At 43.5% G+C, this 25237-nt stretch carries 22 protein-coding genes and 3 pseudogenes; 12 read left to right on the forward strand and 13 right to left on the reverse strand.

Annotated elements, in window-relative coordinates; all coding sequences use genetic code 11:
• Positions 1-46 precede the first annotated feature (46 nt).
• A complete protein-coding gene (locus tag AB6E54_RS05790) occupies positions 47-457 on the reverse strand; it encodes a hypothetical protein (protein WP_010431943.1) in 411 nt (136 codons plus the stop codon).
• Between the two features lie 107 nt (positions 458-564).
• Complete coding sequence (locus tag AB6E54_RS05795; RefSeq protein WP_010431941.1) at positions 565-993, reverse strand: DUF2383 domain-containing protein; 429 nt, start codon at positions 991-993, stop codon at positions 565-567.
• A gap of 305 nt (positions 994-1298) precedes the next feature.
• On the opposite strand from AB6E54_RS05795, the gene AB6E54_RS05800 reads away from it, so the two are divergent.
• The 4 genes from AB6E54_RS05800 (at position 1299) to AB6E54_RS05815 (ending at position 3426) form a co-directional block, all read left to right on the forward strand.
• Complete coding sequence (locus AB6E54_RS05800) at positions 1299-1547, forward strand: hypothetical protein (protein WP_010431939.1); 249 nt, start codon at positions 1299-1301, stop codon at positions 1545-1547.
• Between the two features lie 35 nt (positions 1548-1582).
• Positions 1583-2071, forward strand: a complete 489-nt coding sequence (locus AB6E54_RS05805; protein WP_010431936.1) for a hypothetical protein — start codon at positions 1583-1585, stop codon at positions 2069-2071.
• Positions 2058-2270, forward strand: coding sequence for a hypothetical protein (locus AB6E54_RS05810; RefSeq protein WP_016795981.1), 213 nt, complete (start codon positions 2058-2060; stop codon positions 2268-2270). Before AB6E54_RS05805 ends, AB6E54_RS05810 begins: the two co-directional genes overlap by 14 nt.
• A gap of 100 nt (positions 2271-2370) precedes the next feature.
• Positions 2371-3426, forward strand: a complete 1056-nt coding sequence (locus AB6E54_RS05815) for an AI-2E family transporter (RefSeq protein WP_010431932.1) — start codon at positions 2371-2373, stop codon at positions 3424-3426.
• A 419-nt stretch (positions 3427-3845) separates the two neighbouring features.
• Here AB6E54_RS05815 and AB6E54_RS05820 read toward each other — a convergent pair whose 3' ends face one another.
• From AB6E54_RS05820 to AB6E54_RS05830, 3 genes are all read right to left on the reverse strand, one after another.
• Positions 3846-4475 (reverse strand): bifunctional 4-hydroxy-2-oxoglutarate aldolase/2-dehydro-3-deoxy-phosphogluconate aldolase, encoded by a 630-nt coding sequence (locus AB6E54_RS05820; RefSeq protein WP_229647613.1) that lies wholly within the window; start codon positions 4473-4475, stop codon positions 3846-3848.
• 15 nt (positions 4476-4490) lie between these two features.
• Positions 4491-5459 carry a sugar kinase gene (locus AB6E54_RS05825; RefSeq protein WP_102333539.1) on the reverse strand — a complete coding sequence of 323 codons (969 nt, stop codon included), beginning with the start codon at positions 5457-5459 and terminating at the stop codon, positions 4491-4493.
• Between the two features lie 113 nt (positions 5460-5572).
• Positions 5573-7006 (reverse strand): PTS transporter subunit EIIC, encoded by a 1434-nt coding sequence (locus AB6E54_RS05830; protein WP_017065857.1) that lies wholly within the window; start codon positions 7004-7006, stop codon positions 5573-5575.
• 260 nt (positions 7007-7266) lie between these two features.
• Here AB6E54_RS05830 and AB6E54_RS05835 point away from each other — a divergent pair, with 260 nt between their 5' ends.
• Positions 7267-8466 carry an enolase C-terminal domain-like protein gene (locus AB6E54_RS05835; RefSeq protein ID WP_017065858.1) on the forward strand — a complete coding sequence of 400 codons (1200 nt, stop codon included), beginning with the start codon at positions 7267-7269 and terminating at the stop codon, positions 8464-8466.
• A gap of 221 nt (positions 8467-8687) precedes the next feature.
• Here the strand turns inward: AB6E54_RS05835 and AB6E54_RS05840 are convergent, their stop codons facing one another.
• Positions 8688-9395, reverse strand: a complete 708-nt coding sequence (locus tag AB6E54_RS05840) for a GntR family transcriptional regulator (RefSeq protein WP_372106634.1) — start codon at positions 9393-9395, stop codon at positions 8688-8690.
• 277 nt (positions 9396-9672) lie between these two features.
• On the opposite strand from AB6E54_RS05840, the pseudogene AB6E54_RS05845 reads away from it, so the two are divergent.
• A pseudogene (locus tag AB6E54_RS05845) lies at positions 9673-10292 on the forward strand (HAD family hydrolase).
• Between the two features lie 205 nt (positions 10293-10497).
• On the opposite strand, the gene AB6E54_RS05850 reads toward AB6E54_RS05845, so the two are convergent.
• Both AB6E54_RS05850 and add read right to left on the reverse strand, forming a co-directional pair.
• Positions 10498-11073 carry a sugar O-acetyltransferase gene (locus AB6E54_RS05850; protein WP_017061090.1) on the reverse strand — a complete coding sequence of 192 codons (576 nt, stop codon included), beginning with the start codon at positions 11071-11073 and terminating at the stop codon, positions 10498-10500.
• Between the two features lie 165 nt (positions 11074-11238).
• Positions 11239-12237 carry an adenosine deaminase gene (gene add / locus AB6E54_RS05855; protein WP_372106632.1) on the reverse strand — a complete coding sequence of 333 codons (999 nt, stop codon included), beginning with the start codon at positions 12235-12237 and terminating at the stop codon, positions 11239-11241.
• A gap of 126 nt (positions 12238-12363) precedes the next feature.
• Here add and AB6E54_RS05860 point away from each other — a divergent pair, with 126 nt between their 5' ends.
• Positions 12364-13305 (forward strand): LysR family transcriptional regulator, encoded by a 942-nt coding sequence (locus tag AB6E54_RS05860; protein ID WP_372106630.1) that lies wholly within the window; start codon positions 12364-12366, stop codon positions 13303-13305.
• A 188-nt stretch (positions 13306-13493) separates the two neighbouring features.
• Positions 13494-14252, forward strand: a pseudogene (locus AB6E54_RS05865) (glutathione synthase); the annotation flags it as partial.
• 84 nt (positions 14253-14336) lie between these two features.
• On the opposite strand, the gene AB6E54_RS05870 reads toward AB6E54_RS05865, so the two are convergent.
• Positions 14337-15110: a helix-turn-helix domain-containing protein gene (locus AB6E54_RS05870; protein ID WP_017065211.1), complete on the reverse strand. Its 774-nt coding sequence runs from the start codon at positions 15108-15110 to the stop codon at positions 14337-14339.
• Positions 15111-15207: 97 nt separating this feature from the next.
• Between AB6E54_RS05870 and AB6E54_RS05875 the strand changes: the two genes are divergently transcribed.
• From AB6E54_RS05875 to AB6E54_RS05890, 4 genes are all read left to right on the forward strand, one after another.
• Positions 15208-16341, forward strand: coding sequence for a multidrug effflux MFS transporter (locus AB6E54_RS05875; protein ID WP_372106801.1), 1134 nt, complete (start codon positions 15208-15210; stop codon positions 16339-16341).
• Positions 16342-16496: 155 nt separating this feature from the next.
• Positions 16497-17015, forward strand: a complete 519-nt coding sequence (locus tag AB6E54_RS05880; protein WP_065583851.1) for a TetR/AcrR family transcriptional regulator — start codon at positions 16497-16499, stop codon at positions 17013-17015.
• On the forward strand, positions 17012-18067 hold the full coding sequence (locus tag AB6E54_RS05885) for an alcohol dehydrogenase family protein (RefSeq protein WP_372106629.1): 1056 nt from the start codon (positions 17012-17014) through the stop codon (positions 18065-18067). The genes AB6E54_RS05880 and AB6E54_RS05885 overlap by 4 nt, the downstream gene beginning before the upstream one ends.
• A 231-nt stretch (positions 18068-18298) precedes the next feature.
• The gene (locus tag AB6E54_RS05890; protein ID WP_102394448.1) at positions 18299-19393 is read left to right on the forward strand and encodes an HDOD domain-containing protein; all 1095 of its coding nucleotides are present in this window, start codon (positions 18299-18301) and stop codon (positions 19391-19393) included.
• Positions 19394-19489: 96 nt separating this feature from the next.
• Here AB6E54_RS05890 and AB6E54_RS05895 read toward each other — a convergent pair.
• From AB6E54_RS05895 to AB6E54_RS05910, 4 genes and pseudogenes are all read right to left on the reverse strand, one after another.
• A pseudogene (locus AB6E54_RS05895) lies at positions 19490-20873 on the reverse strand (ABC transporter substrate-binding protein).
• A 10-nt stretch (positions 20874-20883) separates the two neighbouring features.
• Positions 20884-21894: a Gfo/Idh/MocA family protein gene (locus tag AB6E54_RS05900; protein WP_372106627.1), complete on the reverse strand. Its 1011-nt coding sequence runs from the start codon at positions 21892-21894 to the stop codon at positions 20884-20886.
• Between the two features lie 113 nt (positions 21895-22007).
• Positions 22008-22907 carry a homocysteine S-methyltransferase family protein gene (locus AB6E54_RS05905; RefSeq protein WP_372106625.1) on the reverse strand — a complete coding sequence of 300 codons (900 nt, stop codon included), beginning with the start codon at positions 22905-22907 and terminating at the stop codon, positions 22008-22010.
• A gap of 108 nt (positions 22908-23015) precedes the next feature.
• A complete protein-coding gene (locus tag AB6E54_RS05910; protein WP_017067063.1) occupies positions 23016-23972 on the reverse strand; it encodes an integron integrase in 957 nt (318 codons plus the stop codon).
• Between the last annotated feature and the right edge of the window lie 1265 nt (positions 23973-25237).

Here is a 25237-nt window from a genome sequence, read left to right on the forward strand (position 1 = left end):
CTTCTCAAGTTAATTAATCGTATCTATTTTAGATGGGTTATATCTGTTACAAATGCTTTGCTATCTCATCATTTTCAACTTGCAACGCCGCAACCCAATAGGAGAAAAAAGCAGACATATGTTGATTGTTAAACTTTCTAATAGTGTTCTTGAGGTAAGAAATTAGGCTTAAATTACTCTGGTACATATCGTTATAACTAACAATTAACGCAGGGGGCTGACTCAATATGTCATTGTCATTAACTTCATTGTTAATGCAGAACTTGGTGTTTACTTCGTTTATTAATGAACGTTCAACTTTTATAAATCGATTTGCAGCTCTTGCAATGTTCCCATGTGCTTTCTGTTCAATTAGGTCAACACATGAGAAGTAGTGATCTTTCAATGTACATAGTATTTTTTCTATGCCTTTATAGTGAATTACCTCAAGGGGATCATTGTCCTTTTTAAACAACATATCATTACTCCTTTTCATCTCAGTAGTATTTATAATTTCAGTTGATTTATAAGAATTAAAATAAGCCTTTTCTTTGATTCTGATTTCCAACCATCATTCGCTAATAACTAATTCTGACGCATGTTGTGTATTTGGTCTCGACATGATTCCATTTCATTTTTTACCACTTTTAATCTTCTTCTCCCTTCTAAATCAGGGTTAGTTTCTAGCAGTGATTCAATGTCGGAAATGATCTTTGTCTCGACACCTTCTAGGTGCTTTAAATAGAGCTCTTGATTGTTTTTACCTTTTGTATCTTCCGCTTCAATACAGCGCTCTCTGGCATTTATCGTATAACTAGCGGGTATCTGTTCTTGATGTATTTTTGAGTAGTAAGTTAAAGATTGTAACTTTAACTCTGCACATTTCTTTACCGTGTAGATATCAAAAAGATTTTTTGCCATCTTTTCACTTCTTATGTTGGATATCGCTTTTTCGTAAATAATATTTCCACTTTTTATCAGGTTAACAATAGATAATATACTTTGGTTTCTCATGAATCCTCATTTGGTTCTAAGCTGTATTTGGTTTATTGCATTTTTTATGCCAATTAATAACCCTATATTCAGCTTGTTTCGTCTAAGGTTTTACTTTGTTTTTGTAAAAAATACATTAATAGATGTTTTCTAGTGAAATTATTACATTGATTAATGCCATTTATTAATGATATGGGAGCTTATCTTCAATTATTCTGGTACTTGTGAAAGTTGGCACGATGCTAGCATTGATTATTAAAGTAGCTAGAGATTAATAGTATTAATATTATTCTCTGGCTTATGATAATCAAATAAGGAGAAAACTTATGCCAAAGTCAAACGCTAAAAATTCAGAAGCCAAACAACAAATTGAAGAAACTTATGAAAAAGCTGAAGAGGCCGCAGTAGAAGTTATCGAAAATGTGAAAGAGGCGGTCCATGAAACTCTCGAGGCCAGCTCTGAAAGTGTGAAGAACACGTCTGAGAAAGCGGAAAACATCATTAAAGAGCGTCCATTATTGAGTGTTGGCTGTGCGTTTCTCGCTGGTTGGGCTGTCTCGAAGTTAATCAAATAGCCATATATCAACATCGCAATTGAGAGAGCACCGTTATGCAGGTAAATAGTCAAAATGATCCAGTAAACTCTGCCAATGATAAATCGAGCGATCGTAAGGTGGATGATCTTAAACGTTCTGCTTCTGAGTTAAATGGATTGTGGAAAGACTTAGCTATATTACAGACACATACCCAGCAATGGTCTCAATCGACCTTAGAGCTTTTCTTATTGGAGTTTCGCAATAGTGTTGATGCATTTAAAAAGCGTCTTGTGTTTCAGCTCCTCTTTGTTGCGTTGTTACCGCTGTTTCTTTTTAGTATCGCCGTCGGTGCTGGAGTAGTGATCTACTACTTCACTTTGAATCTGTTAGCGGGTTACGGCGCGTTTATATTCACACTCGGTTTGATTCTAATATGCTTGGTACTTCGTTCTAGTTACTTAAAGCAATTTATAGGTTTTGAATGTACGAAAGAGCAATTGAAGGAGGGGTTACATGTCAGCACTCAAGAATCGACAAAGACAGATTCAAATGAAAAGACTTGAGGGGAGAAGTAGAGCTCGTCAAGTTGCACTTTGTATGGGACTTATTCGTCACAAAGGAAAAGAGTTTGTTCACAAGTACCCCTTGTATGCCCTTGGCATCACAGGCCTTGGTGTTGTAATTTTGAATCGAACTCATCGTTTTAAATCGTCTGTTTTTGGTTATAAACAGCTATCGCTAATACTTAATTTACTTAAGTAACCATCATTTTTAATTCAAGTTAGTGTTGGCTGACGGTATCGAGTGCCTGATTCAAATTGACGAAGCCTCAAAAACAAAACCTCCTACTCATAGGAATAAAATGACATCAAAAAAATACAGTATTCTTAGACAACGAAGTGTGTTGCAAACTAGTTTTATGCTCCTTGCTGTTCTCATGATGTCTATTTTTACATTACATATCGCCAAGCCATTTTTGTTGCCAATCATCTTTGGTGCTTTTATTTCTTTGCTATGTAGCCCTCTAGTTAACTACCTTACTCGCTTCGGTATCCCTCGAGTCATTAACGTAATGGCTGTACTTATTGGTTTTATTGGCTTTGTTGTGATTAGTTTGAATATGTTGAGTGAGCCCGCTCAGCAATGGTGGTCAAAATTACCAATGTTGGTTGAGAATGTATCTAATGAAGTGAGTGAGGTTACTCAAAACAGTCGCTTAACTGACGCCACCGGGTTCTCCATGAGTAGTACTGTTACCAATGATGGGCTTACCAATAACACGGCTTTTTCCATTATAGAATCAGTGCTTACGACAACACCAACCATTGTTACTCAGTTGTTGGTTGCGTTTCTTATGGCGTATTTCATGATGAATTACGGTCGAAAAATTTATTCTCAAAGCTTATCTCTTTTTGAATGCTTTTCAGATAAGCGTAGGGCTGTTGAATTGGTTAAAGTTGTTCAAAAGGATTTGTCTCGTTACATAGGCGCCATCACCATCATTAATGTTTGCTTAGGACTCACTGTTGGCTTTGCTTTTTATATGATGGGATTGCAAGACCCTTTCCTTTGGGGCGCTTTTGCAGGCTTAATGAATTTTATCCCCTATCTTGGCCCGATGGTTTCAGTTACGTGCTTTGCTTTAGTCTCTTTTATACAGTTTGAGTCGTTTAGCTACGCATTGACGGTCGCTGCGATCTTCCTGGCGATTAATTTGATAGAAAGCCAATTGGTTACTCCTACATTACTGGGGAAAAGGTTTAGTCTCAATCCGCTGATTTTATTTGTATGGCTTGTATTTTGGGGTTGGCTATGGGGCTCTATGGGAATGCTAGTAGGGGTCCCATTACTTGTCTGTGTGAATGTATTTTTTGAACAGTTAAGACATCCAAGGTTGAATGCTCATAAAGGTCAGTAGAGCAGAAGTAAGCCTTGATAACCACTCAGCGTCACTTCTTTCTGTGAGTGTTAGTTCTGTTGCTTTATGACTCCTTTTTGGACAGCTGGCTGAGGTTAAACTCTGTGTGAGATCAAACTAGTATCGCTATAGGCTTCAAAAGCAATAGTTGCTGGTTCTATTTCACTTAGAAAGGTTAAGAGTCGGTTGCGACGAAGCGCCTCCACCTCACAACGGTTATGTGCGATAGCATAGAAGCAATGTTTACCTAGGTCGATACCTAAAGTATGGATAGAAGATATTTGGTTCACCTCACTCTGAGAGCCGACTCTAAGCTTAAGGGCTTGAGAGTGAGGCGGATCATATAATTAAGCCTCACCAAAGTGCTGTGGCTTTATTGTTAGAAATTAAACAGGCTCTGTTTACCTGAATGACATAGACTAGTGATTCACCTGCTCAACAATCTCGCGTGTTAGGCGTGCGATCTCGTCCCACTCCCCGTTTATAACCAGCTTCTTGTCCACCATCCATGTACCACCGCAAGCTAATACTTGAGGCACTGCTAAGTAGTTATCGATGTTTGATGGCGTGATACCGCCTGTAGGCATGAGTCGAATATCGCCGTATGGGCCAACGAGCGATTTCACCATGCTGATGCCGCCAGATGCTTCTGCTGGGAAGAACTTCAAGGTTGTTAGGCCCATCTCTAATGCCGCTTCAACGGTGCTTGGATTGTTCACACCTGGAATGATATCGATGCCGATCTCTTGGCATGCTTTAACTGTGTTCGGATTAAAGCCCGGTGAAACCACAAACGTTGCGCCCGCTTCTTTTGCTGCGAGTGCTTGCTCACGGTTCAAGATGGTGCCCGCGCCGATCAGCATGTCAGGCTGAGCTTCTCGAAGCAGTCGGATAGCTTCAACAGCGGCGTCTGAACGGAACGTAATTTCAGCGGCGGGAAGCCCATTCTCAGCCAATACTTTGCCTAGAGGGATAATATCCTCTGCGTTATCAATGGCGATAACAGGGATAACTTTAAGTGCGTTTAGCTGTTCGTTAATTGTAGACATGTGTACTTCTTAATATCAGTTTGAAAGAGTGTCGGTGATGGATTTTGGGATGATTGCGCCATTATGTTGAATCACCAATCTGGCTAATGCATTACCTTGATGGCAGGCTTCTTCAATAGAACCTCCAGCGAGATAGCAAGATAAGAAACCGCCGTTAAAAGAGTCGCCAGCAGAGGTGCTATCAACCACAGTCTCGACAGGTGTCGTTGTGATTTTTACTGGCTCATTTGCGGGGTTTTCGCTGATCAAGCAGCCTTCAGCACCAAGCTTGACAACAACGGTTTTGACACCGAGCGTATGCAGCCTTGTTATGGTGTCTTGTGGCGTTTGATCGCTCCACAACAGTTGTTCATCATCGAATGTGACTAGGGCTATATCGGTCGTTTTATAGCCTAATAGATAGCATTCTTTAGTTGCGGCCTCTGAGCTCCACAACTTTGGTCGGTAGTTACTATCAAAGGCGATGGTAACGCCACGTTCACGCAGGCCTTCAATGATAGTGAGCAACTTTAGCTGATCGCTGTGTGGCAGTATCGCGAGGGAAATGCCACTCAGAAACACCATATCAACATCGTGAAGTTGGTTGGCTATCTTATCGAAATCGGGGTGCTGTACCATGTAGCGAGCCGCCGAATCGTTGCGCCAGTATAGGAAGGTGCGCTCACCAACATCGTCGAGTTGAATGAGATAGAGCCCGGGTGAACGCTGCTCGTCAATAAGCACGAATTCGGTTGATAGTCCTTCATCTTGCCATCGGTTAAGCATCTCTTGGCTGATAGCGTCAGAGCCAAGCGCCGAGACATAGCTAGTTCGCATCGCTGGATTCGCAGTGTTATTGCAGTTCATGGGGTTGCTAACCGCAGCGCTGCGGTTCAAGTAGATTGCCGCGTTTAATGTGTCTCCACCATAGCTTTGATGCATGTCGCCAAATGGAGCCCCATTCAGTTCAATCATGCACTCACCGATGATTGCGATGTGGGTCATAATATAGCCTTAGAAAGGAAAGGTTGGGTTTGTTCGTATTGAGGAAAACATGACTATAATGAGATATGGTCATGCTTTTTCGATTCTAATCTTACGGGAGTGAGACTAGCCGATTACTTGTTGTCTAGTTTTACGAACAACATCGTTAGGACGAAAGACAGTGCAAACACACCCACCACGCCCATCAGTGCTTGAATGAAGTTTTGCGTACCGCCTGCAAGGTAAGCTGGCAAGCTGAATACAGAAGAAAGAATGTAGCTTGTTAAGTGCGTATCGATTGTTACCGAGATAGCACCGAACACGCCTGCAGCCAAGCTCGCGGTCATCATCGCTTTGGTGTATTTCGTGAGTACACCGAACAGAGCTGGTTCTGTGATACCTAGAATCGCAGTAACACTTGAGCCCATCGTAATTGAAGATTGCTCTTTAGAAACCGTTTTACGTTGCTTGTGCCAGATAGCCATTGTCGCGCCAGCAATTGCCATGTTACCCAAACACATGATTGGCATAAGTAGATCCTTACCATACAGTGCAAAGTTGTTCAGGCTGATTGGCGTCATGCTGTGGTGGATACCAAATACGATGGTGATCGGGCGAGTTAGACCAAACACAAAGCCTGTTAACGTCGGAGAGATTTCCAGTAGTGAGCTCATCACCCAACCTGCGCCATTACTTAGCCAGATACCAGCAGGGCCAACAAATGATAGCGTGATGGTCGAAGTTACCGTAAAGGCAAGCAGTGGTGTAAATACAGGCTTCGCAGAAGAAGGAACTAGGCGGTCAACTAACGGAGTCACTTTAGACAATAACCAGATTGCTAGAATCGCGGGAACAATCGCGCCGCCGTAGTTGAGCAGCTCAATAGGAACCACGCCAAGAACGGTCAGCTCCGGAGCAGCGCCTGCGTCTTTTAGCATTGTTGCTTTATCAACAAGCAGAGGCGCTAGCATTGCTGAAGAGACAGCAAGCGCAATGTATTCGTTTACTTTGAATACCTTAGCAGCAGAGAAAGAAACCAGCATAGGTAAGAAGAAGAACACAGCAACAGAGATCGAGCGGAAGAAATAAACTGTGTCTGAGGTTTCAGAGATAACATTGGTTGCAATAAGACCAGACAACAGGCCCATCAACATACCCGCGCCAGCGATTGCGGGTACAACCGGACCAAAGATGCCTGCGACAATACGCATCACGCCTTGGAACAGCTTGCCTTTCTCTAGTTCATCAGCCGGATTAGCGTCAGCTTGTTGAGTGTTTGATAGCGCGTTGAACCACTTCTCGACCTCAACACCGATGATGACTTGAGTCTGGCCTTGTTGAAGTACCACACCTTTCACATCTGCGATCTGCTTGATCGCTTCTTCGTCTACCAGAGACTCGTCGGCTAATTTGAATCTCAGCCTTGTCATACAGTGCGTGATACTCACGATATTGTCTTCACCACCAAGTGCAGTGATTAATAACTGTATATTTTCTTTGAAATTTTTATTTTTCGATGATGACTTCGAGTTATTAATAACGGCATCACTCTTTTCTACCATTTGCATACTACACCTGTTATTGGAATATATTTAACTCGAGCAATCATAACGACAATCAATTTAAATCCAACGCAGTAAAAAGAGATCTCAATCACACTTAAAATTCGAAAAATTATTTTTCCACCGTTTTTAGCCAATTGGTATGTTTTGTTTATCAAAAAAATACTCTTAACGTACCAATTATTTTTACGAAAAATTAGCGCTTGAAATGTGCTTTTTAAAGCGGTTAGATAATAGGAGTTGACTTAAGTTTAGGTTATTTAATTGTGAAAGAAACTATTATATCTGATATCCATTGTATTATTACTAAACCAGACAGACACAATCTCATTACCGTGGTAGTTGAAACGAATGAAGGCGTGACTGGGTTCGGTTGTGCGACATTCCAACAAAGACCGCTTGCTGTAAAAACAATGGTCGATGAATATTTAAAACCTATTCTTATTGGTAAAAACGCCAATAATATTGAAGACTTATGGCAAATGATGATGGTCAACGCTTATTGGCGAAATGGCCCTGTTATCAATAATGCAATTTCCGGTGTTGATATGGCATTGTGGGATATTAAAGCCAAATTGGCGGGTATGCCGCTACATCAATTATTTGGTGGTAAGTCTCGTGATGCTATTCCTGTATACACACACGCGACGAGCGACACGATGGAAGGTATTTATGAGCTGGTGGAGTCTTTCCTAGACAAAGGCTACAAGCATATTCGTTGTCAGCTTGGTTTCTATGGCGGTGTTCCAACCGATTTGCATACCACTCAAAACCCGACTGAAGGCTCGTACTACGACCAAGATCAGTACATGGACAATACTCTAACGATGTTTAAGTCGTTGAGAGAGAAGTATGGTAACCAATTCCATATTCTTCATGATGTTCATGAGCGCCTATTCCCGAACCAAGCGATACAATTTGCCAAAGAAGTCGAGCAATATAAGCCTTACTTCATTGAAGATATTCTGCCGCCAAACCAAACGGAATGGTTGGATAATATTCGTAGCCAAAGCTCAGTTTCATTAGGTTTAGGGGAGTTATTTAATAACCCTGAAGAGTGGAAATCTCTGATTGCTAATCGTCGTATTGATTTCATTCGTTGCCATGTTTCACAGATTGGTGGTATTACTCCTGCTCTGAAACTCGGCCATCTATGTCAGAACTTCGGTGTTCGTATTGCATGGCATTGCCCGCCAGATATGACGCCAATTGGTGCAGCGGTCAACACGCATTTGAACGTGCATTTACACAATGCCGCCATTCAAGAGCATGTCGAGTACAACGAGAATACGCACAAGGTATTCCCGAACGCTGCAGAGCCAATTAATGGCTACTTATACGCTTCTGAAATCGCAGGTATTGGTGTTGAAATCGACCAAGAGGTTGCAGCCGAGTTCCCTGTTATGTATCGCCCCCACGAGTGGACTCAAAGTCGCCTTCCTGATGGCGCGATTCACACTCCATAACTTATCGAGTTAATTAAAATGGCCGCTTAAAGCGGCCATTTTTTTGACTAGTATTAATTACTCAATTAAATTTATCAAAGGTCTATAAGTTATTTTTATATAGCAAGATTATAACTAATAAATATTTGAGTACAGTTATTAACTTATAGGTTTTTGATTGTAAATACTTAACTGGGTTAGTTATTTAAATTAACTAAAATGGTGGGAACCTAAATAAATTATTACTTCTTATTTCGGAAGCTCATGCTCTCACTGTTAAAAGGCGTGTGGTAGGTGCATTGGTAATTGATATCGATAATATCGCTGACGATGAACAGTTCACCCGATGCCAAGAAACCTCGGTTGGTGATATTCATCGCCGCCGCATTTTTTTTGCAGCCGAGCAACTCCGCATCTTCTTTAGAAACATTGATCGCTTGATACGTCGTTAAGTAGCTATCGATCTGAAGGCCTTTCGCTAGCGCATGTTTCTGGATTGAGCTTTCAATGATCTCGGCATTCATCTCTGGGAAGACGCTGACAGGGATCTTGGCTTCTTCAATCTGAACTACTTTGTTGTTAATCAATCGAAGACGTCTAATTTTCCAAATGTAGTCATTGTCGTCTAAAGAAAAAATCTGCTGTTCGTGGTTATCGGGTAGCGCTTTATTCAGTTGGAGCTTTTTATAAGAGATCTCTTCAAAACTGTTTTCAGTAATGGAGTTGTACACCAGTGGTGTACCAATGAGAGAAGTGTTGACGAAGTAACCAGAACCCACCTTAGATTTCACCATGCCAATAGCCTCTAGCTTGGCTAGCGCTTTTCGAATAGTAAATCGAGATAACCCATATATTTCAGAGAGTTCTCTTTCCGCGGGAAGCTTATGATTGATACTGTTTTGACAGATCTTGCTCACAATATCTTGGACAACTAACTCGTACTTTTTCATAGATCAATAACTTTAAAGTGTATTCACTGTGACTAAAGAATAGTGAACTAAATCAGGGATTCAGTACGCTCTGAATGACTCATAATTGTAACATAGAAGGTTAAGTGGGTGATGATAAATAGGGTTAGTTAGGGGTACTAGTGACCACCTTTTGCGCTGACTTGATTACATCTTGTGATTCTAGTCCTCATTTTGTAAAACAAGATTATGAACTTTAACGTGCGGCATTTAATGTCTGTGTTGTTGCTATTTTAAGTGACTAATTCAGGAGTAGGGTATGAGTTCGAATCAAATCAAAATGTCGTATTTGATGTGGGTAATGTGATTGTGCGTTGGTCGCCGCTGGAAATTACTCAACTAACGTTTGGTAACATTGCCGACCCTGAAGCCCGAGAGCTTTCGATTTTCCAAAGTGCGATTTGGTCGGATTTGAACAAAGGGTTCTTAACCGAAAATGAAGCCAAACTTCGCTACCAACAAGAGCTCGATTTATCTTCATTAGAGTGCGACCGCCTGTTTTATTACGTTAAGAAAACGCAGATCTTATTGCATGGTTCTGTCGACCTTATCGAGCGCGTAAAGCGTGCTGGGTATGGTGTGTATGCACTTACCGACAACGTGGTCGAGATTGTTGAACACCTAAAAGCCACCTACGAATTTTGGCCTTTGTTTGATGGCGCAGCCGTATCCGCTGAACTTAGCATGCTTAAACCGCAGCCTGAGATTTACCAAGCGTTGCTTTCAAATAATGGACTGGAGGCTTCAGAAACGGTGTTCATTGATGATATGCCTTACAACGTAGAAGGAGCAAAAGCCGTAGGTATGGCGGGTATTCAGTTTATCGATTCTGCGCAATGTGAGAACGAACTTCGTGCTCTTGGCGTCGAATTTACGTGATCATGTAGCGAAATTCTCAAGCTATCTATTTTAGTCAGGTTTCTCTATGTAGATAATCTAGGTAGGCAAGATAAGTAGAAAAACGACGGATAGAAAAGACTGATAAAAGCTAAAACGAATCGATTAAAAAGAGGCGCTGTTTCATCATGAACATCGCCTCTTTTTCTATTTGTTCTTTTAATGAGCTTTATTTTTCTATTTAACTTTATTGCTCAGTATCCAAGTGTCGAATTAACTTCGCCGGCGTGCCACCGTATAGACAATCTGGCGGTACATCGCTGTTGACCACAGAGTTCGCCGCGATAACCGAGCGAGCCCCAATCTTCACGCCTTGGTTGATGACCGAGTTTCCACCAACCCACACATCATCTTCGATTGTTATCGGTAAACAGAAGGTTTCCCATTTACGACGGCTACGATAATCAAGGGAGTGTGATGGCGTATAGAATTGGACGCTTGGTCCAATTAAAACATTGTTTCCGACTTTGATTCTCGCACCATCTAGCATTACGACGTTCATATTGATGAAGGTGTCGTCACCAATCTCGATGGTTTTTCCAAACTCACAATGAAAAGGGGGCTGGATTAAGCTGCTACTCCCGACTTTACCGAATAGCTGCTCTTGCAATGTGTGTTGTTGATCTGGATTTTGATGGTTGTTGAAGGCCATTAACGCCTTTTTGGCATTGGTACGTATGGTATCAATTTCTTGGTCTGCACCATCATATACTTGCCCAGATAACATTTTATCGAGTTCAGTTTGATCGTTTGTATTACTCATGCTGCCCACTTTCCGAGAGTCTCGGTCTAAATGACGAATACTGCAAGATTAGCGATTTTTGGACATAAAAAAAGAGAAAAGCCTCAGCCTTTCTCTTCCTATTTTGTGCTTTAAGCACTAATGCTAAGTGAGCCCAGCTATTCAGCAAAAGGCGCGCTTTACCAATTAGATTTGCTCAACGAAACCCATTAGGTGCTGTTTCACTTCGTCTGAAGCAAAAGCGCTTTCTACCGAGTACTTGTAGATTTCTACGTAATCTTCTTTTGTTAGACCGAATGTTTCACACACACGCTTCACTTCGTTAGTCATGGTTGTGTTCGACACAGTGCGGTTGTCTGTGTTGATCGTTACAACGATGCCGTCTTTCTTGAATTCAGCAATTGGGTGGTCGCTGAATTTGTGAATACATTTAGTTTGCACGTTACTTGTTGGGCAAGTTTCAAGCGCAACCTGCTTCTCTTTAACGATGTTGTACGCGTCTTCGTTACCTTGGATGTGGACACCGTGGCCGATACGCTCAGCGTCAAGCAGTGTGACTGCATCGTAAACGTTCTGACCATGCCATTGCTCACCTGCGTGAACCGTCACACGGTAGCCTTGTTCAATAGCGTATTGCGTGTACTCAGGGAATTCAGCGCAGAAGCCCGGCTTTTCACCGCCTGCAATATCAAACGCAACCACGCCTTTACCAAGGTATGGTTTACCAGCGTCGATTACATCTTTGATTGAGTCTTTCGGGAACATACGAAGTACAGACATGATGTAGTTGCCCTTAATGTCGTATTTCTCTTCTGCACGCTTCATGCCTTTAACCGCACTTGCGATGATTGCATCAAGAGACAAGCCCTTGTTTACGTGAAGAATCGGTGCAAAACGAACTTCTAGGTACTTAACGTTTTCTAGTGCTGCGTCTTCGTAAAGCTCAAAAGAGATACGCTCAATCGCTTCTTCCGTTTGCATCACTTGCAGTGGCAGGCTAAAGCAAGCTAGGTACTCATCAAGGTTTTTGCAATCTTCAGGCACTGTTAGAGACTTTACTACCGCTTCACGGTCTTCTGGAAGTTCGATTCCGTACTGTTTCGCCAGATCAATAATGGTGTCTGGACGAACACTTCCGTCTAGGTGGCAGTGCAGATCAATCTTAGGGAGTGCTAGAAAGTTCATGAGTATTCCTTAGGTCTATTATTTTTTGAGTTATTAACTCATAGGTTACATGGGCTTAAATTAACAAGTTTGTGATATGATTTAAAGTGACATAAAGTCATCATTAATCTGAATCTAAGGAATATCATGGTAGATGTTAAAAGCTTACTCAAATGTGATATGAATTTACTGCTGTGTTTACACGTGTTGCTTGAAGAGCGCAGCGTGAGCAAAACGGCAGAGCGATTGTTCCTTAGTCAGTCTGCGGTGAGTAAACAACTCACTAAGCTGCGTTCTTTGTTTGACGACCCTTTGTTTGAACGTGAGTCAAAAGGCCTGTTTCCAACACCGAAAGCCACCTCTTTAGCGCCTAAAATTCATCAAATCCTTCTGCAAGTTGAACAGCTAACCGTGCCGGACATTTTTGAGCCGAAAGACAGCGAACGTACTTTTAATATCGATCTTGTTGAAACCGCTTATACCGCGATTTACCCTAAATTTATGCCTAACGCGCTAGCAGATGCGCCGAACATTACGGTAAACAGCACTACTTGGAGCAGCGAAACCTTTAAGCGCTTACTAAAGCGTGAGGTCGATTTCGGGATTGGAATTTTTGAGCTCGATGAAAGGGCTAGCACCCACATTCAAAATATCCCTGCGGAGCTAAACCACGTCGAGTTGCTGCAAGATTACTCTGTGTGCTTGATGCGAAATGATCACCCAGTACTTCAAGAAGAGTGGAATCTGCAAGCCTTCCTTAAATACCGTCATATTCAGTTGGTGACCGGTGGCGTTGGCGACTGGTTGCTACTGGAAATCTTGCAAGCCAAACAGCTTCAAATTAACAAAGCCGCCAACGTGTCGGACATCACCAGCGCAGTAAAGCTGTGCAAACAAAGCGATTTGCTGATGTGTTATCCGTACAACTCGGTTCGTGACTATATTGAGAGTGGCGAACTGGTGATGAAGCCGATTCCTATTGAGTTGGTTCCCGGTGGTTTGTTTTTGCTTTGGCACCGTTACTTTGATTCTGAACCAAGCCACAAATGGCTTCGCGACCTTATAGTCAATAAGACCCAAGAACCCTAGCTGTAAACCGCGAGCTACGATGATAAAAACGGCGAAATAACTTTTTTAAAATTTATTTCGTCTTTTTCGAATGAGCATCGTCTTATTACGGGTGCCAAATGCCCGCCAAGAATGAGATATCTAAATGAATTCAATGCCATCGATTCCGCAACAAGTTATTGAAGATGCTTGTGAGTGGGCAATTATGCACGGTGCGTCGTACTTTTGAACAGTTGAGCTGTCAGCTTTCATCGGGCGATAATCAACGCCTGCTATTGAAAGATGTCGGAGCTGTCGATGTGGTGTATCTAAGAGCTGGCTACCAGTATTCAGATTATTGGGCTCCAGAGCTAAATGAATCGGTGTGTTGCCATACGTTAAGTCAGACTCGCTTGTTTATGGAGCAACACCATGTCGCAATGAACGCGACTATCAGCCAGCAATTAGCGACCAGCAAAACCATGCAAATGCTGCTGACCATGATGTCAGCAGCAGAATACGCCCGCTGGGGTTTAACGCGAGAAGAAGCCGAACTGGTCAAGAGTGTTCTGGCTGATATGAAGCCTATCACCAATGAAGCAATTGAATGGTTTAACACACAAGCTGATAAGCAAGAATGGGAGCTGAAAAACCAAGGTGAGGGCGGTGGTCATTGTGTCTTTGGTGACGACATCAGCGAACAACTGAGCCAGCTTAAACCAGAAGAGTACGACGCGTGGGCATTGATGCAGCGCTTGTACCCGCATGAACGTGACGTGCCGACCATTGCAGTGCGTGACACTCACCAAACGCTCGTGACAGACTTAGTCAGCGAAGTGGGTTTGTTCACCGTTTACTTCAAAGGTGAACCAGTAACAGAGCTAGACGGCTACGCGGGTTACTTGATCCGCAGTAAACCTGCCAGCGAAAATGAAGGTGGAATCCACAGTGGCAAAGGGATTCTCGATTCGTTGGTGTTGATTGATTAGTTGAATCGGCATTAAAAACCAGAACTCATGTTCTGGTTTTTTGTATCTGAGCTCAGTAAAACTTCAGAGTTTGGATAACAACAATCACGCCCCTAACTTGGTAAAGGCCAACGGGGTTTGTCCAGTTTGCTGTTTGAAAAAAGCGATAAACGCACTGTTGGATGAGAACTCTAGCAGATGAGCCACATCAACGACTTGTCGGTTTTCTGAGAGCAGTTCAATCGCTTTAAACAAGCGCCATTGCTGTCGCCACTCTTGGTAAGTCATGCCTGTTTCGGCTTTGAATAATCGAGTAATCGTTTTGGTGCTTGCGCCAACCGAGTTCGCTAATGTCGAGAGGGCTGGGGCAAGAAAGGAAGCGGTTCGGACTTGTTTGCAAAAGCTTTTAAAGCGGCGATCTGTCGGTAGTGGCAAGATAAACGAGTGTTGGTTAGCACTGTAAAACTCTTCCCAGAATAGGTTGGCGGTATTGGTGGTTTGCTCGCGGGCAACGTCCCAATCCCAGAAAGCCATCTTATTGATCAGGGCTTTTAAAAGCTCATTCACTTCCACAATTTCAATCGCTTCTGGGCAGGTGTAAATACTGCTATCAAAATAGAGCGACCGATAAGCAACCACATTGGTCATCTGCGCGCGATGTTTGGTATAAGGCGGGATCCACACGGCTTTAGTCGGCGGCAAAATGCAAATGGCGTTTTCTAAGGTCAAGGTGATGCAACCCTGCGGAGCATACAGCAACTGTCCTTTTACGTGGTGATGTATTCCTGAATCATGCTGACCTAGCTCTGCCGCAATCCCTATTACGGGCGCAGGTAAGCTGTCTGCATCAAACTCAATCGTTTCGCTGATTAATGCCATTTGTCCTAATCTTGTTGTTTTTGGTTTTAATGTTGTTAACGAGCCAAGGTTAGTTTCCCCTAGACTCCTCGTCAAGTTCACTGGTCTTGGAAAAATGATGAAAACAAAACCTTCTTTATGGCAAATGGTGCTATTGCTGATGTTCCCTCAAATCGCAGAAACCATCTATAGCCCGATTCTGGATTCAATATCGAAATCCTTTGATGTGAGTTACGCACAAGCGGCGCAAACCCTCTCGATCTACTTCTCAGCGTTTGCGCTCGGTGTTGTGGTATGGGGCATATTGGCAGACAAATGGGGGCGCCGACCAACCATGTTACTGGGCATGGGGTTATTCGCCTGTTCAGCACTTATTGCTATGCAAACCGACAGCTTTACGTGGTTGATGATAGCCAGAGCCATGGGTGCTTTCGGGCTTGCGGTGGGCTCGGTGGTGACACAAACCATGTTGCGCGATGCCTTTAGCGGCGCGGAACTGGCCAAGGTGTTTGGTTACATGGGGATGGGGCTGTCGATTAGTCCAATCGTCGGGCTGCTTCTTGGCGGTCAACTAAGCCAAGCGGGCGGGCATCAATATGTGTTTATTGCCTTGTTTATTATGGTGTTAGCGTTGTTGGCACATAGCCTATGGTCATTGCCTGAAACGCAACAATCTAAGCAGCCATTACAGTTAAAGTCACTCAGTATTCACATGATCAAAGATAGCAATATATGGATGTCTGCGTTGCTGGTTGCGTCGTTCAATATTGCACTGTTTTCCTATTATCAATTGGGTTCATTTGCCTTCATTCAACTTGGATTTAGCGTTGAGCAGTTTGGCTACAGCGGCATTGTGCTTGGGTTCGGGACTCTGTTGGGAAGCTTGGTGAACAAGACATTGTTGAAGAGACAAGTGTCTTCAATGTCTCTGATTGGTATCGCAGCAGGGCTTCAAACATTAGGTGCGGTGGGTGTGTATTTTTCACAACACACGATCTGGTTCTTGCTTCCAATGATGTTGGTGGTTATGGCATTTGGTATTGCGATCCCTAATGTATTGAGCCGAGCGTTGGTACGTTACCAATCTCAAGCAGGAAGTGCAGGCGCACTGTTTGGTTTGATGTATTACACCTTGATCGGCTCAGGGCTCGCTTTAGCGGGAATGCTCCAAGATCTAGGTGTAGTGTTGGTACTTTGTGGCGCGTTATCTGTTCTGGTGACGATACGCAGTCGACTCCAGCTTAAACGCTAAGTCTCTCATCTGTATTGATAAATTCCGTGTCCTGTTTGGCGCGGAATTTATCATTTCTTGGTTTGTAAATTTGGATATTGACAGGGGTAGAGTGATCGTTCTACCCTGTGGGTAGAACAATCATTCTACCCTTTGTCGGGTATTGAGAGAGCACTATGTTGAGAGAACAGATTGCAGCAAGCTTAGAGGTGGCATTTAGCCAGCAAGGTTTTGCTGAGCCGAGCGTTGCACAGCTGAAAACGGCGTGCGATGTAAGCCTAAGAACCTTGTATAAACATTTCCCTTCAAAAGAAGCGATGATCGTTGGTGCCTTGGAATATCGACACCAACGCTACTTAGATTTCTTGTTGGAAACGTCGCCTGAAAAGGGGCTCGCATCGGTTACTCATATCTTCAACAAGCTCCAACAATGGTTAGAAGAGTATGCGCCACATGGGTGCATGTCGATGAATGCGATGGCCGCGTTTCCCGATAATGAGCTTATCAGCCAAGCGGTTACACAGCATAAAGAACAAGTTCGTTTGCTAATAGGCAAGCAGAGCCTGCGAGAGGATCTCGCGACACCACTGTTTTTACTTCATGAAGGCGTATCAAGCGCGTGGCCAGTATTAGGCGAAGAAGCGGTGGCATCGGCGCAGAATATGGTGACAAAATTACTCGAGGAAACACGATGAAATTCGAACTACCGAAAACAATGAAAGGCGTAGAGATGTTGGGTCACGGTGGAGCAGAAATGCTTGGCTACCGCGGAGATATCGCGGTTCCTCAAATCGAACCTAATGAAGTGCTGATCAAAGTCATGGCAGCAGGCGTGAACAACACCGACATCAACACACGAATCGGTTGGTATGCGAAAAGTGATGATTCAGACGATGCCAGTTGGTCGGGTGAAGCGTTGAAATTCCCTCGCATCCAAGGTGCCGATGTGTGCGGTTTTATTGTAGCTGTTGGTAACGAAGTCTCGGCTGATCGTATTGGTGAGCGTGTTCTGATTGAACCTTGTTTGACCGAGGTTTATGGACGAGATCTGCCACAGCCATGGTATTTCGGATCTGAATGCGATGGTGGTTTCGCTGAATACACCAAAGTAGCAGCTAAGCACGCTTACGCGGTGAACAGCACCATGTCGGATGTTGAGCTAGCGTCTTTCCCATGTTCTTACTCAACAGCAGAGAACATGCTAACTCGTGCCAATGTGGCTGAAGGTGATCGCGTGCTTATCTCAGGTGCATCGGGCGGTGTGGGCTCTGCGGCTATTCAGCTAGCAAAAGCTCGCGGCGCGTATGTTATTGCCATCACTAGCCCAAGCAAGAACCAACAGTTACTTGAACTTGGCGCTGATGAAGTGATTGCCCGTGATTCAGATTTGGTTAACGCGCTAGGCGAAAGCAGCGTGAATGTGGTGATCGATTTAGTTGCTGGTGACAAGTGGCCAGAGTTTCTTGAAGTCCTAAAACCGCATGGCCGTTATGCTGTGTCTGGTGCGATTGGTGGTGCAATGGTTGAGCTTGATGTGCGAACTTTGTATCTCAAAGACCTCAGCTTTTTTGGTTGCACGGTTTTAGAACCGCAAGTATTCCAAAACTTGGTTAATCGTATCGAGAAACAGCAGATTGGCGCCATCGTTGCAGAGTCTTATCCGCTAGCCGATATCCATAAAGCGCAAGATGAGTTCTTAAAGAAAAAGCATGTTGGTAAGATCGTGTTGGAAGTGGCAGAACGCTAGTTTTAGTCAGCTTCACGGTTTAGATTGATGGAAGAGTGAGCAAGCTTTATTTGCTCGCTCTTTTTGTTCCTGGTGAATACCGAGGAGCTGAGCAAATTGTTGGGTAACAGATCCTATACAGCTGAAAGGTTAATGATTCATTTATCACTGTATGGTTTATGAGTTGCCTGTGCGATAATCACCGCCGTTATATATCCCGAACTGTTTGATAATCATCTAGGAGCCGTATTGATGTTTAAAAGGGTATTGCAGGCACTATTCTCACCTTTTGTTTATTCAAAAAACAAACCCTCTGCAGAGCCTGCCCAACAAGAGCAACAACAAACCGTTGCTACTGATTCTGTTCAGTCTTCAATCTTTGTTCCGCCGTCGTCCGCTCAGCCATCATCATTAATCGTCGATAAGACGCTTAGCCTTCACGATGGTGAGTTCCTTGATTATTTGTTTGGAGAGTCTCGCCTTCGAACGGAGTCAGACCCATTTAGTGATTTTGTCGCTTGTCAAATCGAACGCTTGATTCGCTCTCCAAAAGCCTTGCTTAATGAACTTCCAGTGATGCCAGCCTCTGTGACCACGTTAATGGGCGAATTACAGAGCGATGAGTTTGATGTCGATACTCTGTTAAGAGTGATTGAGCGCGAGCCGAGTATGGCTGCCGATGTGATTAAACTGGCAAATAGCGCCTTTTACAAACGCAATGAAAAACAGGTTACCGACCTAAAAACAGCATTCTTAAATATGGGTTCTCAAGGGCTCGTTGAAGGGGTGGTGAATAGCTACATGAAGAACTTCACGCCGGGGAACAATATTTACTGGCGTCACTTCGGTGAGAAAATTTGGAATCACAGTGTTCAAACCGCGTCGTTTTCTAAGGAGTTGATGAAAGACTCTTCATCTCAAGAAGAGCAAGCAGCGGCGTATTTTGTTGGGTTAATTCGCAACTTAGGCAAGATGATCATTTTCCAGATGATGGTAGAAGCCTTCAAACATGTAGATCCTTCTGTTCCGCCTAACTCGTTAGCATTGAAGCGCCTGATGAACAGCTACTCCATTCGCCTGACTTACACCATTGCTAAGTTCTGGGAACTGCCAGAATCAGTGTTGACCGCGATTGGCTACCAAGAGTCGAGCCGATACGAATGCACGCCACTTGGTCAAGCTGTGTTTGAAGCTAACTACTTGAGTGAGCTGTGCTATTTACTGGAAGAACAAACGATTGAAGTCGAGCAATTTAAGCGCAGATGCAAAGAGACACTGATGTCTCCGGCTGCATACAAAGTGGCTAACCGTATCTATAAAGAGTCTGAATTATCGCTAGTGAGCTAACCCTTAGCCTATTCGACCTACGCTGTGACTGAACATAATGATTGGTTGCAGCTTGGTTGGGCTAGGTTGTGAAATACATTCAGCTACGAAATACGCTTACAAATGGCTAATCCACAGCTTGTCGAGTTCGCACCAACCGAAACCATTTACTTGTGCGCAGTGTATCTTTTCAGAAACCTCTAAGTTGAACGCCTCTTGCTTGAGCTCAGTCACAACCCCAGATTCATGCAACCAATGCCGGAGCGACAACAGTGCATTCATCGCTAACTCAAAGTCTGGTTGGTTTGTTATTGAAGCTAAGCCTTGTTCGATTGTCTCTAGTATCTCAGCAGGTAAAGTTAAGTCCTCAAACGGGAAGCGAGTGAAAAAGCTTAACCACGAAGTGAAGGTGTTGTTCTCATCAATAATACTGCACAGCGCGACGTCTTTGGTAGTTAGGTAGTGAGTTAGGTAGTGCCCATATTCCACGCTGGTTTTGTGGTCGCCAGACACTGACAACTGATCGAAAAGGGCTTGGCATTCAGAGGTGTCTTCAACGGTGAACTCACGAACGGTTGAAGACAACATCGGGCTTTGAATCTTAAAGAAGGTTGAGCCGAAATCCGGTTGGGAAGAATGGTCATCCCCACGCACGGTGGTCGTCTTCTCGGGCAGTTTCACGCACACCTGATTTTGAGCGCAGGCTTTGCTCTGTGCCCATTCAGGATAGACCCACAACTCGACTCGATTGAGAATCGGCGTGCTGTGTGAATAGGCGCTATTGCGGCTCAATCTCAACATCTTGCTTGAGAAGATGTCTAATGAGAACGCGCCAGATCCAATCAGCCTATCAGTCGGTGATGAGTGATCGAATACGGAGGCTTCAGCCCTAGCAAGTAGGCGCGGTAAATGCCAATCAGGTTGATTCAACTTTACGACAACCACATTGCCTGCCGAGACAGAGACCTCATCAATATGCTGATAACAGCGACGCCATATTTTGCTTTGGCAGAGCGAGTTTAGGCTGCGCGCTATGTCTTGAGGTTCGAGTGTTCGACCGTTATGAAAGTGAACACCATTGCGAATCTGAAAGTGCCACTGTGTTGCATCTTGATTAGGCTGCCAATGATAAGCCAGATCGCCGCTGAGTTTGCCGTGCTTAACGGAGGTTAGGCGTTGGCAAACTTGCATCACTAAGAAGCGTTCGGTGCGTCTAAGTACTCGTTGAGGGTGAAGCGCTTCGAGTTCTCGGTGAAACGGGATGTACGCGATATTCTGCGCCGACGGATTGGTGCTGCTTAGAAAGGCTTGCAACTCAGTGCCAGCATTGCGGCCACTCAATCCAACCTTGTGCTGTCATCGCTTTGAGTAAGGTCTGAACGTGACGTTCACTCACGTGCAGCAGTGTGGCCAGTTGGTTGACCTGACAGTGTGATACTCCAGGCCCAAAAGCCTGAAATATCTTTTCATACAGTTCAAGCTTACGCTTAAGGTTGCCCAATTTGCTTTTCCTAACGACGAGGTTGAGTTAAATGTGAATAGCCAGAATCAATCAGTGCGTTTTCCATCGTATCGAGAACTCGAGAGGTTATCTCTGAGCTTAGGATATTCGACTCAGTTTTGCCTTGAAGCACCAAATCTGAAAAATGGTCGATTTCAAATTCGAACCCATTGCCCGTCACTCGTTTGTTGATGGTCGACTTCTGCCCTTGATGTTCAATCTCAATAAAGGCCGGATTCCACCATTTTTCGTGAATGGTGATCTTAGTATCAGGCCCACTCAAGTGCGCTGTTCGGGGAAGGTTTTGCACGGTTGATGCCGATATCTTACCGTTCATATCACCAGAGAAGGTAAAGCATGCATCGGTATCAACATTCGCTCCCTCATAAAGACACGACATCTCTACCTGAGGTTTTGAAGGGTTTACACCCAGCGTTCGGCACAGATCGTAAAAGAACCAAAGCCCATAGACCCCAACATCGAGTGTTGCTCCGCCTGACAAATCCGGATTGAAGATAAACAAATCGGGCTCATAGTCATGATGGTTACCAAAGCTGGCTTCGATGGAATCTATCTGAATGTTGTTATCGACCAAGAATGATTGGAGCTCACGATACGCGGGAAACACCACGGTTTTCATCGCTTCTAACAGCATCACGCCATTTTGCTTCGCGAGAGCTTTCATCTCAAGCCAGTCAGCAAGGTTGGTAAAAGCCGGCTTCTCGACCAATACGTGCTTGTTATTCTTCAGAAACAGTTCAGCAAGTGGCTGGTGGTATGGGTGAACCGTAGCGATGTAAACCGCTTCAACACTTGGGTCATTCGCCATCTCTTCATAAGAACCATAAGCCTTGTCGCAAGCAAACTTGTTGGCGAACGTGGCTGCGCGTGAGTGATCTCTGGCGGCAACCGCATCAAGCTCACCATGCAGAGAGTGCTCTGTGACTGCGGTTGCGAATCGATTGGCGATATTGCCTAGCCCTGCGATGCCCCATTTTATTTTGCGTTGCGTGTCGCTCATCTGTTGCTCCAAATCGTTGTTTTGTATCAGTGTACTCAGAGACGTCACATACAAATAGAGAACAGATTTCTCAACCTGTTCTCTATTTAATTTATTCTAGTTGAAGCTCAGGATTAGCTCTGTATTGAGTGTTTCCAATCGGCTAGGGCTTTAATGTGTTTTGGCCCGATGCCACAACAGCCACCGATAATATTCGCGCCCAGTGCATGCCAGCGTTTAGCGTAAGTTAAGTAACCTTGGCCATCCAGCTCACGCATCTCCTGAAACATATCATTCGCTTCATGTTCGTTGCTGATAGGCGCAAAATTGTTGGCATAGACACCAACTTCTAAATCACTGCCTAGCTCATCGATCACTTTCTTGGCATCGATAATGGCTTGATCCATCACTTCAGGCACTGAACAGTTAAACATAATGCCTGTCGCGTTTGATTGGCAGGCAAGTTTGATGGCGTCTGTTACGCTCTCGCCAGAACGAATATTGGCAGAATCGCCCTTGGTATCTTCCAAACTGAATGCGTAGTAACACGGCTTATCTGACTGCTTAAGAACCGCATGAATGGATTCGAACTCTTGCAGGCTGCAGATGGTTTCCGCTATCCAAAGATCGATGTTTGGATCCTGGGCATCGTAAAGCGTTTGAATGATTGGCGCCGCCTCTTCTACCTTAAATAAGTCTGGTCGGTAGCTGCCAAATGGCGGTGGAATCGCGCCCGCCACTTTTACGGTGTGAGAAGCATTGTTAGCAACTGCTTTAGCCAGCTCACCAGACAGTGCGGCTAGTTCAAAACCTCGTTGTTCGAACAGCTCTGCACCCAAGTGAAAAGGCACACACGCGTAGCTATTGGTGATTAGGATTTCAGCACCTGCATCGACAAAGTTTTGATGCGCTTGGCTAACAAATTCGGGTGCTTTAATCAGCGCTTGAGCACTCCAAAGCGGTTGAGAAAATGGCGCGCCAATTTCTTTGAGTTCTCGGCCCATGCCGCCATCAAGTATGGTTAGTGTTTTCATATTCAATACTATCTAAACAATTGCTGAAGTTCTGCCGCCACCATAGCAGACAACCTTGTCAGACAGAAGCCATCAAGCCAAGGTTCAACTATCGATGAGGGAGTTTCGTTATAAGCCGTCTAGCGGGCTAGTCGTGCCACTAAAGTGTTGCCCAATAACGTGAGTGTAAATCTGAGTTGTCTTAACATCACTGTGCCCCAGTAGCTCTTGAACCGTTCTGATATCGGAGCCTGACTTTAGAAGTTGCGTAGCAAAACTGTGCCTGAAAGTATGACAACTAATTCGCTTGTGGCGCAATTTATTAGAGTTAGTCGCCTTCTTCAGCGTTTTTCGGAGTACCGAATCATGTAGGTGGTGTCGGCATACGATCCCCGACTCAGAGTGTTGAGTGACGGATTTTGATGGGAATAGGTACATCCAAGCAAGTTGTCGATAGGCACTAGGGTATTTTTTACCTAATCGGTGAGGCAAAGATGGCCCAAACCCATTCAAGTTATCTTTAGCGAGCAGAACTGCAACTTGTGAAATTTTGTCTTGTATAGCTTCAGTGAGTGAAAAACTTAAAATTGTCACTCGGTCTTTATTTCCTTTCCCATTGTGAACAGTGAGAGACCCTTGTTTTAGATCTATATCTTGTACTCGAAGCCTCAGGCATTCCGATACTCTCAAACCTGAACCATACAACAAGCGAAAAAACAGTTGATATTTAGGATCTATTTCATTGATCACCGAGATAGCTTCCGCATGATTGAGTACGCTAGGAATTTTTCGAGACCGAGTCGCATAGCTAAACCCTAAGTCTCCTAGAGGTTGCTTAATAAATTGATTGTATAAATAGGCTAGAGCATTGAGAGCTACCTTTTGAGTATTGATGGCTACTTTTTGTTGATTAGCTAAATGAGAAAGAAAGGAGACAACTTCAGCGGCATGCATCTGTTCAGGGTGTTTAAGCTTATGAAAATGAATGAAGTATTTTATCCAGTAACAGTAGGCTTTGATTGTCTTGCGACTATAGCCTCGCATCGTCATATGTTCGCAAATTGCCTGCATGAATTGACTCGCCATATATTCCCCTCACAAAATCTGTACATACAGACAGTTTATTGCTTGTTGAATAATTAATGACTTAAAAAAGAGTGGTTTTTAACTCTGATTGAGCACGAATTTAACGAGAGGCTTATTTTAAATTATTGATTATACTGCATATTTATGGGTGGTTAAGAATGAGGCCGAGCGTTACATAGTCGGCAATATGTGCTTGCACGTTTTCACACTTATTGTTTAGACCCACTTTTATATTAAATGCATAGCATTCAGTTGGTTATGAGTGACCTTTTTGATATGTTAAGCGGATGGATTCGTGCTTGCACAATATTAAAATGTTAGTTCGCCTTAAACCTATTGCACGTATTTAGTTTCTTAATTGTGTTTTATGGCTTCTGGTAGTTATTTTCTATTCGTCAATTGTTGCTTTGCAGGCGCTTTAAATACGCTCATTCCGTTCTTTGTTTCTAACTGCTAATAGTCGCAGCGTCAAAGTTTAACCTCCGTGTGTATTTAAGTTAGCTCCATTATCGAAAGCAGCATTCTAATGCGTCATTCCGTTTTTAGTTTTTACAAAAGAAATGCGTTGTAGGTTTATGTTTTAATGATGTATTCTGGTTTCTTCGTGGAATAAACGTTAAAGTTACGGCATACCAGTTTTATAAATTGGTGGCGGTAGCGTTGTCCAAGACGGCAACTAACAAGCACTTTAAACGGAACAAAAACAGTTGGCTACGTTCCGCTTCGCTCCACAATTTTAGCCAACCATTTTTGTCCGCTTAAGTGGGCGTTAATTGGCCTTAAAATAATTTGGGGTATGTTTTCAAATTTAAGTGTTTTTAATACCGAATAATTTGTGAAATACGCTCAAATAAGTTGCCTTGAATGTGACTTTTAATCTGCACATTCAGCCAGATTAAGGTATTTTCGCTAATAGAGTTTTGCTTTTATAAAAACAAAAAGCATAAAACTCATTAGCTTAGTTTTTAGTAAATAGTGGCTTCATTTTTTTCCTAGTTTTCACGTAATATCGAGCGTGTAATTTTGCTAAAAAGGTTTGTAGTTTCCGTTTGGTATTTAGTTTCTCAATATCGAAATGGTCACTAGATTAATTGGTGATTAAAGTTCTATTATCGGCATCAATTAACAAGGCATTTAAACGGAACTAAAACAGTTGGTTAGGTTCCGCTTCGCTACACATTATAACCAACAATTTTAGTCCGCTTAATGCGGCTACATGGATTCCCCCGGTTGTCAAACATCCGCTAAACTTATGTTGATGGGTT

The organism is Vibrio sp. 10N.247.311.49, from assembly GCF_041467655.1.
GTDB lineage: Bacteria > Pseudomonadota > Gammaproteobacteria > Enterobacterales > Vibrionaceae > Vibrio > Vibrio crassostreae_C.